Below are 13,492 nucleotides of genomic sequence, written 5' to 3'. Positions count from 1 at the left end.
CGTAGCCTCGGTTCATGGCGAAAGTTCAAGCAGACCGGGGCCGGTGGATCACGGTGGAAGGTGCCCGGACGCACAACCTCCGCGACGTTTCGGTGCGGGTGCCGAAACACCGGCTGACGGTGTTCACCGGCGTATCCGGGTCCGGGAAGTCGTCGCTGGCCTTCGACACGATCGCGGCCGAAGCCGAACGCCTGGTCACCGGGAGCTATCCCGCCTTCGTGCGGAACCGGCTGCCCCAGCATCCGCCCGCCGACGTCGACCGGATCGACGGGCTGGTCTTCACCACGATCGTCGATCAGCGGCGGTTCACCGGCAACGCGCGGTCCACCGTCGGCACGGCGAGCGACATCGCGCCACTGCTGCGTCTGCTCTTCTCCCGCGTCGGCGAACCGAACGCCGGATTCTCGCCCGCCTACTCGTTCAACGATCCGGCCGGGATGTGCCCGCGCTGCGAAGGGCTCGGCGTGGTCGACGAAATCGATCTCGACCGGCTGCTCGACCGCTCGCTGAGCCTGCGCGACGGCGCCGTGCGTTTCCCGACGTTCGCCCCGGGGACCTACCGGTGGAAACGGCTCGTCCACTCCGGACTCGTCGACCCCGATGTCCCGTTGGAACGATTGCCGTCGGCGAAGGTCGAAACGCTGCTGCACGCCGAAGGACTCCCCCTCGACTCCCCCGGCTCCGACTACCCCAAGCACGGCCTCTTCGACGGTATCGTCCCGCGGTTGCGCGACACGTACCTGCGCAAGACTCCCTCACGACTCACCGCCGAGGAACAGGAAGGGCTCGCCGGAGTCGTCATCCGCGGCGTCTGCCCGGAGTGCGCGGGAACCCGCCTGTCCGAGGCGGCGCGCGGCAGCCTGATCGACGGACGGTCCATCGCGGACTGGTCGGCGCTGCCGGTCGGCGAATTGCGGGACGTCGTCGCGAAAGTGTGCGTTCCGTCGGTGGCGCCGCTGCTGCGGGCGATCCGGGAACGCCTCGACGCCCTGGACTCGGTCGGTCTCGGCTACCTGAGCCTGTCCCGCGAGTCGAGGACGCTGTCCGGCGGCGAGGCCCAGCGCGTCAAGATCGTCCGCCATCTCGGCAGCGCGCTCAGCGACGTCTGTTACGTGTTCGACGAGCCCAGTACCGGCCTGCACCCGCACGACGTGCACCGTCTCCTCGAACTGCTGGCCAAGCTCCGCGACGCGCACAACACGATCCTCGTGGTCGAGCACCATCCCGCGGTCATCGCGGCCGCGGATCACGTCATCGACCTCGGGCCCGGCGGTGGTGACGGCGGAGGGCGGATCCAGTTCGAAGGCAGTCCCGGCGAACTCATCGCGGCGGGCACCGAGACCGGGCGGATTCTCGGTACCCCGCTTCACTTCCGGCAGCGGACGCGCACCGCGCGCGGCGCCGTGACGATCTCCGGCGCCCGCAGCCACAACCTGCGTGACGTCACCGTCGACGTGCCGCTCGGCGTCCTGACCGTCGTCTCGGGTGTCGCCGGTTCCGGCAAGAGCAGCCTGATCACGGGTGAACTTCCCCGGCAGCATCCCGATTTCGTCGTCGTCGACCAGGCCCCGCTGCGCGGTGGCATCCGGTCCACACCCGCCACGGTGCTGGGCGTCGCCGAGCCCATTCGCGAAACTTTCGGGAAGGCCACCGGGAAACATCCGTCGTGGTTCAGCGCCAACGGCCGCGGCGCGTGCCCGGTCTGCAAGGGGAAGGGCGTCATCATCACCGATCTGGCCTTCCTCGACGACGTCCAGACCGGCTGTGACGCCTGCGGCGGCACCCGGTTCAACCCGGACGCGCTCGCCGCGCGCTTGAACGGCCGGACCATCGCCGACGTCCTGGCGATGAACCCGACGGACGCCGCCGCCCTGTTCGGCGAGCGGTCCGCCATCGGCAGGCGGTTGCGCTGGCTGGACCGGGTCGGGCTCGGCTACCTGACCATCGGACAGAGCCTCGACACCTTGTCCGGCGGCGAACGGCAACGGCTGCTGCTCGCCCGCCATCTCGCCGACGCCGGCCCCGCGGAAGAACTGCGCCTGGTGCTCGACGAACCCACCGCCGGACTGCACGGCAGCGACGTCGACCGGTTGCTCGCCCTCTGCGACGAACTCGTCGACGGCGGCGCGACACTCGTCCTGATCGAACACGACCAACGGGTGATCGCGCACGCCGACCACGTCATCGACATCGGGCCGGGCGCGGGAGCCGACGGCGGGACAGTGGTGTTCGAGGGCACGCCGTCGGCACTGGCCGAGGACTCCGCGTCGATCACCGGGCGTCATCTGCGAACGCGTTCCCGGCGCCGGACGGCGCCGGGAACACCCACCCGCCCGGGAACAGTTCCCGGGCGAGCGCGATGATTCCCCATCGGGCTTTGCCCGGCACGCCGGTACCGAACAGTTCTTCGCTCGAACCCGTGTGATCTAGGCGACCGGCTCGCACGCCTGGTTCGCCTTCATCGCCTGGTCGAGGCCGGGCACCTTGCCGGTCTCGACCGACAACCTCGACCTCGCCTCGGCGGAAGCGCTGCAGCAGGCGTTGGAAGCCTACGAAGGCACCGCGATCGCGGTGACGCACGACCGGTGGTTCGCGCGCTCCTTTGATCGGTACCTCGTGTTCGGCTCGGACGGACACGTACGCGAAACCGCGGAACCGGTGTGGGACGAGCGGCCTGTGCAACGCGCCCGGTGACACACTCGGGCCAGGAAAGGCGACACACCCGCGGGAGATGCGCCCAGCGGTTCAGCCGTGTGTTTGAATGCCGCCGCACCGCGTGCCGACACTCGAGTGCCCGCATCGTCCCCAGGCTGGAGTTCTCGTGAAGGCCGCTGCAATCCCCTTCGCCATCGCGGCCTTGTGCTGCGCGGCGTTCCTCGTGAGCTTCCTGCGCGACCGACGCCGGCTGCGGAACGGCTTTTACCTCTTCTTCGCGCTGCTGTTCCTCGGCGTGACCTTCATCGCGCTGCTCGCCTCGGTGTCGCCCGAGGCGGCGGGGTTCGTCGCGGTCGGCGTGATCCTGATGATCATCCCGACGGTTCTGGCGCTGACGGTCTTCCTGATCTGCAACGGGATCACCATGCTCCGCCGCGAGGGACGGCGGCTGGCCAACGTCCTTTCGCTGCTGACGGGGCTCGGCATCTGCGCACTGATCGTCTTCAACGCGACGGTCACGCAACTCGCCTGGGAGCCGCTCGACATCGTCCGGGGCATCCTGAACGGAATCGTCGTCTACTTCTCGTTTCTCTTCGTCTGCTTCCTCCTGTACTCGATCGTCTACGGCCGCATCCGCACCGAAAAGGGCGTGGACTTCGTCGTGGTGCTGGGTTCGGGCCTGCTGGACGGGCACCGGGTGCCGCCGCTGCTGGCGGGCCGCCTGAACCGGGCCAAACGCGTCATCGACGCCGAAGCCCGGCGCGGCCGGGAGCCGATGGTGGTCACCTCGGGCGGGCAAGGACCCGACGAGGACCTGCCGGAGTCCCATGCCATGGCGGGCTACCTGGTCGAAAACGGGCTGCCGAGGGAGCGGATCCTCCTCGAAGACCGCTCGCGGACGACCTTCGAGAACCTCACCTTCAGCGCCGAGATCATGAAGCAGCGGAAGGCGGACTACCGGTGCACGGTGGTCACGAACAACTTCCACGTGCTCCGCGCCGCCCTCATCGCCCGCCGCGCCAAGGTGAACGGTCAGGTCATCGGATCGCCGACGGCCTGGTACTTCTGGCCGAGCGCCACCCTTCGCGAATTCGTGGCCATCCTGGTGGACCACAAGTACAAGAACCTGGTCTTCTGCGGGCTCATCGTGCTTTCGCAGGTCTCCCGTGCCTTTTCGTGAGTGGGTACCGTGTCTCAGGTACGTACTGCCCGTGCGCGGATGGCGGTTTCGCGTGACTGGGCGGACGACACGCGTGTTTGGATGGACGACTCGTGTGTTTGGATGGACGACTCGCGGCGGAGCCCGGCCACGGGCGTGTCGTCCATCCAGTCACGCGTGTCGTCCACCGGATCACGCGCGTCGTCCGGTCCGTCACGTGAGAAGCCGGTCAGGTCTCGTGAGTGGTAAGGACGGTTAGAACCGTCCTTACCACTCACGAGACTGATAAATCCTGAGCATCCGTTTGACAACACCGTTTTCGCGGGGCCATCGTCCTGGGCATGAGCGCTTACACCCGGCAGGCGATGGCGCGGCTGTTCGATCGGACGNTTCCCCACCCTGAAGGTAGGGAAGGAGGCCTTCACGGACTCGCTCAGGCAGAGGCTACTTCGCCTTCTTTCGCTTTCCGCCGCGACGGGCTTTGGGCTTGTCGGGCGCGCTCTTGTCGGCCTCGGCGACGGCGAGCAACTCCTCCGCGTGCGCCCGGCCGGTCTCGGTGCTTTCCATTCCGGCGAGCATGCGGGCGAGCTCGACGACACGCTCCGACTGTTCGAGCACGCGCACGCCGCTGCGGGTCACGCCGCCGCTGGTGCCCTTGTCCACCACCAGATGCTGATCGGCGAACGCGGCCACCTGCGGCAGATGCGTGACCACCAGGACCTGGTGACTGCGCGCCAGCCGCGCGAGCCGCCTGCCGATCTCGACCGCGGCCCGGCCGCCGACCCCGGCGTCGACCTCGTCGAACACCAGTGTCTGCACGGTGTCCGCGTGCGCGAGGACGACCTCGATCGCCAGCATCACGCGGGAAAGCTCACCACCGGAAGCGGCCTTGTGCACCGGAAGCGGCGGCGCGCCGTTGTGCGCCCTCAGTAGCAGCTCGACATCGTCGACGCCGTCGGGCCCGGCGTGCACGAGCCTGCCGTCGACCTTCACCGCGTGGGCGTCACTCTCGTCCACGGTGCGCCGCTCGACGGTGATCTCGATCTCGGCATGCCCCATGGCGAGCCCGGACATCTCGGCGGTGATCGCCTCGGCGAGTTCGGCGGCGGCCTCGACCCGCGCCTCCGACAGCGTGAGCGCGTGTTCCGCCAGCGTGACGGCGAGTTCGTCGCGGCGCTTGGCCAGCTCGGCCAACGCCTCTTCGGAGGTGTCCATCGTGGACATCCGGCGGCGGGCGTCGTCGGCCCAGGCGAGCACGCCGTCCACGTCTGCCGCGTATTTGCGCGTGAGCCGCTTCAGGTCCGCCTGGCGCGCGAGCACCTTCTCCAGCAATGCCGGGTCGGCGTCGAGCGTTTCGAGGTAGCTGCCCAGCTCGGCGCCCACTTCGGACAGCAGCACCGACGCCTCGTCCAACCGGGGCCCGAGTTCACGCAGCACGGCGTCTTCGGAACCGGTCAGATGGCGGCTCGCCTCCCCGATCAGCCCCAGGGCGCCGGGCGCGTCCGGATCCCCGTCCGCCGAACCGGCGACGGCGGCGTGCGCCGCGCTGGCCGCCGCCCTCAGTTCGTCGACCGCGGCGAGCCGCTTGATCTGCTCGGTGAGTTCCGTGTCCTCGCCCGGTTCCGGCGCGACGGCGTCGATCTCGGCGAGGCCGTGGCGCAACAGGTCGGCCTGCTGCGCCATCTCGCGGGAGCGGGTGGAACGCTCGGTCAGTTCGGCGACGACGGCGAGCCACTCGTCCCGGACGGCGCGATACCGCTCGAGCGGTTCGGTGACGGCCTCACCGGCGAACCGGTCGATCACCGCGCGCTGCTCGGCGGGCCGGAGCAGCCGCAGCTGATCGTTCTGCCCGTGGACGGCGATCAGCTGCTCGGACAGATCGGCCAGTACCCCGACCGGCACCGAACGGCCGCCGAGGTGGGCACGGGACCGGCCGTCGACCGAGACCGCGCGCAGCGCGATGACACTGCCGTCCTCGTCGACCTCCGCCCCGGCGTCGGTGACGATCCGGGTGGCGCCCTCGGCACCGCCCAGCTCGAAGCGGCCTTCCACGAAGGCCTTCAGCATTCCCGTCCGCACCTTGGACACTTCGGCTCGGCCGCCGGAGAGCAGGTGCAACCCGCTGACGACCATGGTCTTGCCCGCACCCGTCTCACCGGTGACGACGGTGAAGCCCGCGTGCAGTTCCAGCAGGGCGTCCTCGATGACTCCGAGGCCCTGGATGCGCATCTCGGCCAGCACGACGCCCACCGTAGCGGCCCACCCCGACCATTCCCGCACCCGGCACGTCAGGAAAGGGTCGTTCAAGACAAAAAACGTCCTGAACGACCCTTTCCTGACATCCGTCAGCGAGCGTGCCGCTCCCGCCAGCCCTTGATCGGCAACGAGAACTTGTGCACCAGCCGGTCGGTGAACGGGCCTTCCCACAACCGGACCAGGCGCACCGGCACCCGGCCGCAGGTGACCCGCACGGCCGCACCGGCGGGAAGATCGAAGGTCCGCGATCCGTCGCAGGTCAGGACGGCGGGCGAACCGTCCGGATCGATGGCGACGGTGATCTCCGAGTCCCGCGAGACGACCAGCGGCCGGGAGAACATCGCGTGCGCGTTGCTCGGGACCACCAGCAGGGCCTGGACGTCCGGCCAGATGATCGGCCCGCCCGCGGAGAACGCGTACGCCGTCGAGCCGGTCGGGGTGGCGCACAGGACGCCGTCGCAGCCGAAGGACGACACGGGCCTTCCGTCGACCTCGATGAGGGCGTCCAGCACGCGCTCACGTGAGCTCTTCTCGACGCTGGCCTCGTTGAGCGCCCAGGTGTTGACGGTCTCCTCACCGTCGACGGTCACGACGACATCGACGGTCATCCGCTCTTCGACCTGATAGTCGCCGTCGACGGCACGCTGGACGGTGTCGGCGAGCTTGTCCGAATCGGCCTCCGCCAGGAAGCCGACCCGGCCGAGGTTCACGCCGAGGACCGGAACGCCGTTCGGCCTCGCCAGTTCCGCTGCCCGCAGCAGGGTGCCGTCGCCGCCGAGCACGAACACCAGCTCGGTGCCGGCGGCCGGGTCCTGCTCCGGCGCCATGACCGTGCAGGGCGCGCCGATCCCGCCGTCGGCTTCCAGCATCTCCCGGACGTCTTCGTCGAGTACCCGGAGCCGCACACCCGCCTTGGCGAAACGGGCCGAAACCTCGCGTGCCGCGTCCCGGGTCGCGTCCCGGTCCGGGTGCACGACTAGCAGCACCTCGCGATCGCTCATTGGGGTCCCTCCAGGACTGCGGTCCGGACGAACCGCTCGGCGTCGGTGCCGTCGGTCTCCCCCGCCCCACGGGTAAGCCAGACGAAGTATTCGACGTTCCCCGACGGCCCGGGAAGCGGGCTCGCCACGACGCCGCGCAGGCTCAGATCCAGTTTTTCGGCCTCGGCGAGCACACCGAGCACCGATTCGGCGCGCAGGTCCGGGTCCCGGACGACGCCGCCGCTGCCGAGCCGGTCCTTGCCCACCTCGAACTGCGGTTTCACCATCGGCACCAGATCCGCGCCGTCCCGCGCGCAGGCGGCCAGCGCGGGCAGCACGAGTTTGAGCGAGATGAACGAGAGATCCCCGACCACGAGGTCGACCTGCCCTCCGAGGTCTTCCGGGGTCAGGTTGCGCACGTTCGTCTTGTCCAGGACCACGACGCGGTCGTCGGTGCGCAGGCGCCAGTCCAGCAGGCCGCGGCCGACGTCGGCGGCGATCACCGTGGCGGCGCCGTTGCGCAGCAGGACATCGGTGAAGCCACCGGTCGAGGCGCCCGCGTCGAGACAGCGTTTTCCCTCGGTGGAAAGACCTTGCGGGGTGAAGGCTTCGAGCGCGCCGAGCAACTTGTGCGCGCCGCGCGAGGCCCAGCCGGGGTCGTCGCCGTCGCGCACCACGATCGGCGCGCCGGACTCGACCCCGGTCGCGGGTTTGGTGGCCACCATGCCGCGCACGGTGACCTTGCCTTCGGCGATCAGCGCCGACGCCTGCTCCCGGGAACGGGCGAGTCCCCGCCGGACGAGCTCCGCGTCCAGGCGGGCGCGTTTGGGCACGCGGTCAGACCTTGTCGATGGTGGACAGCGCCACCGTCAGTTCGGTGTGCACGGCCTCGAACCGGTCGACGTGCTCCGAGAGCGGAAGCGCGGCGAGGTCGTCGAGACCCGCCACGGCTTCGTCGATCCCGGCTCGGGGATCCGTGTCCTGCTGCGCGAACTGATCGGCCTGGACCGCCGGTGGCCCGGGCACCGGCGGAGGGCCCGGCACCGGCGGTCGCGGCACGGGGTGGAAGTGGTCTTGCACTCCACCAAGTTAGCAGCGCTGGTCAGCCGAGGCGCAGCTCGGCGAGCGCGGCGCGGGCGGTGTCGCCCACACCACGGACCTCGGTGATCCCCGATTCCCAGGCCGCCGCGCACAACGCGCGCAACAGGTCGAGGGAGTCGCCTTCACCGTCGGCTTCGAGCACGTCACCCTGTGCGGTGACGCGCCAGCCGTCCTTGGGCCCGATTTCGAGAAGGTCCGCGCGGCTGCCCAATCCGGACAGGTCCCACGCGAGGTAGCGCGGACGCTCCTCGGGCCTCGCCGAGATCAGGGATGCCGCGTCGGCGACGCCGGTCAGGACGCAGAGCGTGTCGATCCCGGCCGCGACGGCACCCTCGATGTCGGTGTCCAGCCTGTCGCCCACGACGAGGGCACGCTCCGCACCCGCGTCCCGCGCCGCCGTCGTGAACAGCCCCGGCGCGGGCTTGCCGGCCACCAGCGGTTCGACGCCGGTGGCGGTGCGCAACGCGGCCACCATCGACCCGTTGCCCGGGAGCAGTCCGCGTTCGCTGGGCAGGGTCGCGTCGACGTTGGTCGCCACCCACAGCGCGCCCGCGCGGATGGCGAGGCACGCCTCCGCGAGAGCGGCCCAGGTGTTCTGCGGCGAGTGCCCTTGCACCACCGCGGCCACGTCCGGACCGACTTCCCGGATCGTCTTCAGGCCGACGGACTCGATCTGGGCGGCCAGCGAGTCCGTGCCCACGACAAGAACCACCGCGCCCTGAGGCAGCCGCTCACCCAGCAGGGCGGCGGCGGCCTGAGAGCTCGTGTGGACCTCTTCGGGGGTGGCGGGCAGTCCGAGTGCCTCCAGGTGTGCGGAGACCTCCGCGGGTGCCTTGGAGGCGTTGTTGGTCACCCAACGGACGGCCGTGCCGTGGTCCCGAAGCGCCCGGAGCGCTTCCGGTGCGCCCGGGACCACGGTGCTGCCGTGATAGACCGTGCCGTCGAGGTCGAACAGGACCGCGTCGTACCCGGCCGACAGGGCGTCAGCCATTCGTGAGCTCCGCGGCGCGCTCGGCGGCGTCGGTCTCGTCCTCCTCGTCGGCCTCTGCCGCGTTCAGGAACCAGCGGATCGCCTCGTCCTTGCGGTCCGCGGCGGCGAGGTTGTCGGCGTAGGCGTAGAACAGCCGGGCGCTCCACGGGTCGCGCTTCTCCGCCTTGAGGTCGTCACCCTGCAGGGAGACGACGGCGGCGTCCAGCTGACCGAGGTCACGCCGCGCGCCGGCCGCGACGATCGCGAGTTCGATCTGGGTCGCCTTGGACAGGCGCTCCTTGTCGACCTCCTTCGCGAGGTCGAGGGCCCGCTCCGGGCGACCGATGGCACGCTCGGCGTCGGCGATGATCGCGATGTGGTCGTCGGCCCGGGTCATCCGGCGGACGGCCCGCAGCTCGGACAGCGCCTCGGACCAGTTGCCCGCGTGGTAGGCGACCAGGCCGAGCGCTTCACGGACGATCGGGACCCGCGACGCCTTGGCCTTCGCGTACTTGGCATGCTCCATGGCGGCTTCGGGATCCTCGTCGACGAGGCCACCGGCCGCGACCAGATGCTTGCCGACGGTTTCCGCGAGTGCCTTGGGCAGGGTGCGGAGTTCCCGGCGGACCTCTTCGTCGAGGTCGGAGAACTCGATGCCTTCGGGCAGCTCGGGAGCCTCGAGCAGCTCACGCGCCAAAGTCTCGTCGTCGACAGGCCTGTCCTCGGTGCGCGGAGACGAACGGAAGTCCTTGCGGCCTTCGGAACGGTCACGCTGGGGACGGTCGTCGCGCTTGCGGTCGAAGCCGCCGCGCTTGTCGTCGTACCGCTTCTCCGGCCGGTCGGACGAACGGCGGTCGGGACGGTCACCGGACGGACGGTAGGCACCGCGCTTGTCGTCACCGCGCTTGTCGCGGTCGCCGAAGCTCTTGCGCTCGTAGCCACCACCGCTGGGACGGCGGTCGCCGCTGTAGCCGCCGGAACGGGAGCCACCGCGGTCATCGCGATAGGACGGACGCCGGTCGTCACCGCCACCCCGATTGTCACGGTCGCCGTAGGACTTTCCCTGGGGGCGTCCTTCGTAACGGTTGCCGGACGGGCGGTCGTCGGAACGGCCGCGGTTGTCCGAGCCGTAGCCGGAACGAGCCGGGCGGCTGTCGGAGCGCTTCTCGTACCGGCCCTCGGAACGGTTGTCCGAACGGCTGTCCGACCGATTGTCGGAGCGGTTGTCGTAGCGACGCTCGGGACGGCTGTCGGACGAGCGGTAAGCACCGCGGTCGCCACCCCGGTTCTCGGACCGGTAGCCCCCACGGTCACCGCCGCGATTGTCACTGCCGCGCTTGTCACGGTTGTCGCCGCCGCGGTATCCACCGCGGTCGCCGCCACGGCTGTCCCGGCTGTCGCGGTCGTCGGACCGGTAACCGCCGCGGTTGTCGCCGCCACGGTTGTCCGAGCGGTAACCGCCGCGGTCGCCGCCCTTGTAGTCGCGGCTGTCGCGCCGGTCGTCGGTGCGGAAGCCGCCGCGACGATCGTTGTCGCGGCCACCGGACCGGTCGTCACGACGGTCGCCGGCACCAGGGCCACGACGGTCGTCGTTGTTGTAGCGCGGACGGCTCTCGTCGCGTCCCTGACCTGCGAACCGGCTGCCACCGGAGCGCTGGTCACGGGGGCCGTCGTTGCCGCGCGCGGGCTTGCCGGCGTAGCTGCCACCGGAACCGCGGGCACCGCGATCGTCCCTGCGCGGGCGGCCCTGGTAGCCGCCATCGCGGCCGCCCCGGTCCTGCCTGCCGCCGGCGGAACCGCGCCGGTCACCTCGCTGCGCGTCAGACCGGCCTCCGCGGGGACTGTCGTCCCGGCGACCCGACCGGCCGGACGCGCCATCATCTGAGTCACGTCGACCGAACTCGGACACCTGGCCTCCTGCCACTATTGAAAAGTTTCGACACTTGCGCCCACCCGTCAGGTGGGCCAACGGACCATTCTAGTCGGTCCATGGACATGAAAAGAGACAGGGCCCTGACCGGGGAGAACCTGTTGGGGTTCTCAACCCTGGTCAGGACCCTGTCCTGAAGTTAGTCCGGCGGTGTCCTACTCTCCCACAACCCTTCGGTTGCAGTACCATCGGCGCTGTCAGGCTTAGCTTCCGGGTTCGGAATGGGACCGGGCGTTTCCCTGACGCTATAACCACCGAAACACTACGAAACAACACACACTGCCTGTTCCACAGACGGTGTGGTGTTTCAGAGCTGTAGAGTGGATGCGTAACATCTTCGTGGGCAAGTCCTCGGCCTATTAGTACCAGTCAACTCGACAACACATTACTGTGCTTCCATTTCTGGCCTATCAACCCAATGGTCTGTTGGGGGCCTTAACCCACAAGGGGTGGGATACCTCATCTTGGAACAGGCTTCCCGCTTAGATGCCTTCAGCGGTTATCCCTTCCGAACGTGGCCAACCAGCCATGCCACTGGCGTGACAACTGGCATACCAGAGGTTCGTCCGTCCCGGTCCTCTCGTACTAGGGACAGCCTTCCTCAAGTATCCTACGCGCGCGGCGGATAGGGACCGAACTGTCTCACGACGTTCTAAACCCAGCTCGCGTGCCGCTTTAATGGGCGAACAGCCCAACCCTTGGGACCTACTCCGGCCCCAGGATGCGACGAGCCGACATCGAGGTGCCAAACCATGCCGTCGATATGGACTCTTGGGCAAGATCAGCCTGTTATCCCCGGGGTACCTTTTATCCGTTGAGCGACACCCCTTCCACCAGGTGGTGCCGGATCACTAGTCCCGACTTTCGTCCCTGCTCGACATGTCTGTCTCACAGTCAAGCTCCCTTGTGCACTTGCACTCAACACCTGATTGCCAACCAGGCTGAGGGAACCTTTGGGCGCCTCCGTTACTCTTTAGGAGGCAACCGCCCCAGTTAAACTACCCATCAGGCACTGTCCCTGAACCAGATCATGGTCCGAGGTTCAGATTCCCAATCCGACCAGAGTGGTATTTCAACAACGACTCCACCAACACTAGCGTGCCGGCTTCACAGTCTCCCACCTATCCTACACAAGCCGAACCGAAAACCAATACCAAACTATAGTAAAGGTCCCGGGGTCTTTCCGTCCTGCCGCGCGTAACGAGCATCTTTACTCGTAGTGCAATTTCGCCGGGCCTGTGGTTGAGACAGCCGGAAAGTCGTTACGCCATTCGTGCAGGTCGGAACTTACCCGACAAGGAATTTCGCTACCTTAGGATGGTTATAGTTACCACCGCCGTTTACTGGCGCTTAAATTCTCAGCTTCACCCCGAAGGGTTAACCGGTCCTCTTAACGTTCCAGCACCGGGCAGGNTTCCCCACTGCTGCCTCCCGTAGGAGTCTGGGCCGTGTCTCAGTCCCAGTGTGGCTGATCATCCTCTCAGACCAGCTACGGATCGTCGCCTTGGTGGGCCTTTACCCCGCCAACTAGCTAATCCGACATCGGCTCATTCAATCGCGCAAGGCCCGAAGGTCCCCTGCTTTCACCCGTAGGTCGTATGCGGTATTAGCGTAAGTTTCCCTACGTTATCCCCCACGACAGAGTAGATTCCGATGTATTCCTCACCCGTCCGCCACTCGCCACCCAGAGAGCAAGCTCTCCTGTGCTGCCGTTCGACTTGCATGTGTTAGGCCTACCGCCAGCGTTCACTCTGAGCCAGGATCAAACTCTTCACTTAAAACTGCATGATCCGAAGATCAAAATTTAAAGCTGCAGATGATTGATGCTGGCAACGTATCGCTTGCTTTAAAACAATTAATAGTTGCTTGATCAAACGTCTGCAAGATGGACAATCATCCTTCCTGCAGGCGCCTTCACAAGATACCTGCGCATACTTTCAAAGATCCGGGGAAGTGGCCTCAGCGCCATTCCCGTGTGCTGCGAAGTTTCCTTCGTAGCGAGCCGCCCATTATAGCCGGCTTTTCCGCTTCGTCAACACCTTTTTTCAAGGCCGTCTCACCGGAGTGGACGTTGTTGCCGATGCTGCTTCGTCGTTGGACCCGAGGGTCTTTCGTCGTTGCGAGCCGCCTATTATGGCAGGCCTTTCAGCTTTGTCAACAACTTGTTTGAGGAACTTGAAGCTCTTCGTGAAGTTGTTGCTGCAAGTCCAGGTCGAAACCGGGGGCCTGCAAAAAAAGGAAAACCCCGCTGCGCGTGCAGCGGGGTTTTGGGTGTAAACCCTGGCGATGACCTACTCTCGCATGGCTTGAGCCACACTACCATCGGCGCAGCTGCGTTTCACTTCCGAGTTCGGGATGGGATCGGGTGGTTCCACAGCGCTAATTTCACCAGGGAGGCGGTTGGAGCGTCGCCATCCGTTACAGCTGGATAAGGCGCCTGC

Annotated in this window: 8 protein-coding genes, 2 rRNA genes, 1 pseudogene and 2 other annotated features; of the genes and pseudogenes, 3 read left to right on the top strand and 8 right to left on the bottom strand. The window is 67.6% G+C overall.

Annotated elements, in window-relative coordinates; genetic code table 11:
- The first annotated feature begins 14 nt into the window (after positions 1–14).
- From LCL61_RS20850 to LCL61_RS20840, 3 genes and pseudogenes are all read left to right on the top strand, one after another.
- A complete protein-coding gene (locus LCL61_RS20850) occupies positions 15–2,363 on the top strand; it encodes an excinuclease ABC subunit UvrA (RefSeq protein WP_340688384.1) in 2,349 nt (782 codons plus the stop codon).
- Positions 2,364–2,496: 133 nt separating this feature from the next.
- Positions 2,497–2,694, top strand: a pseudogene (locus LCL61_RS20845) (ABC transporter ATP-binding protein); the annotation flags it as partial.
- A gap of 127 nt (positions 2,695–2,821) precedes the next feature.
- Positions 2,822–3,835: a YdcF family protein gene (locus LCL61_RS20840; protein ID WP_340688383.1), complete on the top strand. Its 1,014-nt coding sequence runs from the start codon at positions 2,822–2,824 to the stop codon at positions 3,833–3,835.
- Positions 3,836–4,258: 423 nt separating this feature from the next.
- On the opposite strand, the gene recN is transcribed toward LCL61_RS20840, so the two are convergent.
- From recN to rrf (LCL61_RS20800), 8 genes are all read right to left on the bottom strand, one after another.
- Positions 4,259–6,055, bottom strand: a complete 1,797-nt coding sequence (gene recN, locus LCL61_RS20835) for a DNA repair protein RecN (RefSeq protein ID WP_340688638.1) — start codon at positions 6,053–6,055, stop codon at positions 4,259–4,261.
- Between the two features lie 104 nt (positions 6,056–6,159).
- Positions 6,160–7,071, bottom strand: coding sequence for an NAD kinase (locus tag LCL61_RS20830; RefSeq protein WP_072026471.1), 912 nt, complete (start codon positions 7,069–7,071; stop codon positions 6,160–6,162).
- A complete protein-coding gene (locus LCL61_RS20825; RefSeq protein WP_340688382.1) occupies positions 7,068–7,883 on the bottom strand; it encodes a TlyA family RNA methyltransferase in 816 nt (271 codons plus the stop codon). The genes LCL61_RS20830 and LCL61_RS20825 overlap by 4 nt, the downstream gene beginning before the upstream one ends.
- A gap of 4 nt (positions 7,884–7,887) precedes the next feature.
- Complete coding sequence (locus LCL61_RS20820) at positions 7,888–8,094, bottom strand: hypothetical protein (RefSeq protein ID WP_039924600.1); 207 nt, start codon at positions 8,092–8,094, stop codon at positions 7,888–7,890.
- 58 nt (positions 8,095–8,152) lie between these two features.
- On the bottom strand, positions 8,153–9,142 hold the full coding sequence (locus LCL61_RS20815) for an HAD-IIA family hydrolase (RefSeq protein ID WP_340688381.1): 990 nt from the start codon (positions 9,140–9,142) through the stop codon (positions 8,153–8,155).
- Entirely contained in the window at positions 9,135–11,030 is a 1,896-nt protein-coding gene (locus LCL61_RS20810) for a hypothetical protein (RefSeq protein ID WP_340688380.1), read from the bottom strand. Before LCL61_RS20810 ends, LCL61_RS20815 begins: the two co-directional genes overlap by 8 nt.
- Before the next feature lie 163 nt (positions 11,031–11,193).
- Positions 11,194–11,310, bottom strand: a 5S ribosomal RNA gene (gene rrf, locus LCL61_RS20805).
- A 92-nt stretch (positions 11,311–11,402) separates the two neighbouring features.
- Positions 11,403–12,272 (bottom strand) — a sequence feature (23S ribosomal RNA rRNA prediction is too short).
- A 46-nt stretch (positions 12,273–12,318) separates the two neighbouring features.
- Positions 12,319–12,821: a sequence feature (most likely nonfunctional fraction of RNA operon), on the bottom strand.
- Positions 12,822–13,329: 508 nt separating this feature from the next.
- Positions 13,330–13,444: ribosomal RNA gene (rrf, locus tag LCL61_RS20800) — 5S ribosomal RNA — on the bottom strand.
- Positions 13,445–13,492: the final 48 nt, after the last annotated feature.

Source organism: Amycolatopsis coloradensis (assembly GCF_037997115.1).
GTDB lineage: Bacteria > Actinomycetota > Actinomycetes > Mycobacteriales > Pseudonocardiaceae > Amycolatopsis > Amycolatopsis coloradensis_A.
Note: the sequence above shows the minus strand (reverse complement) of the source record. Positions and strands in the feature narration are given on the sequence as shown.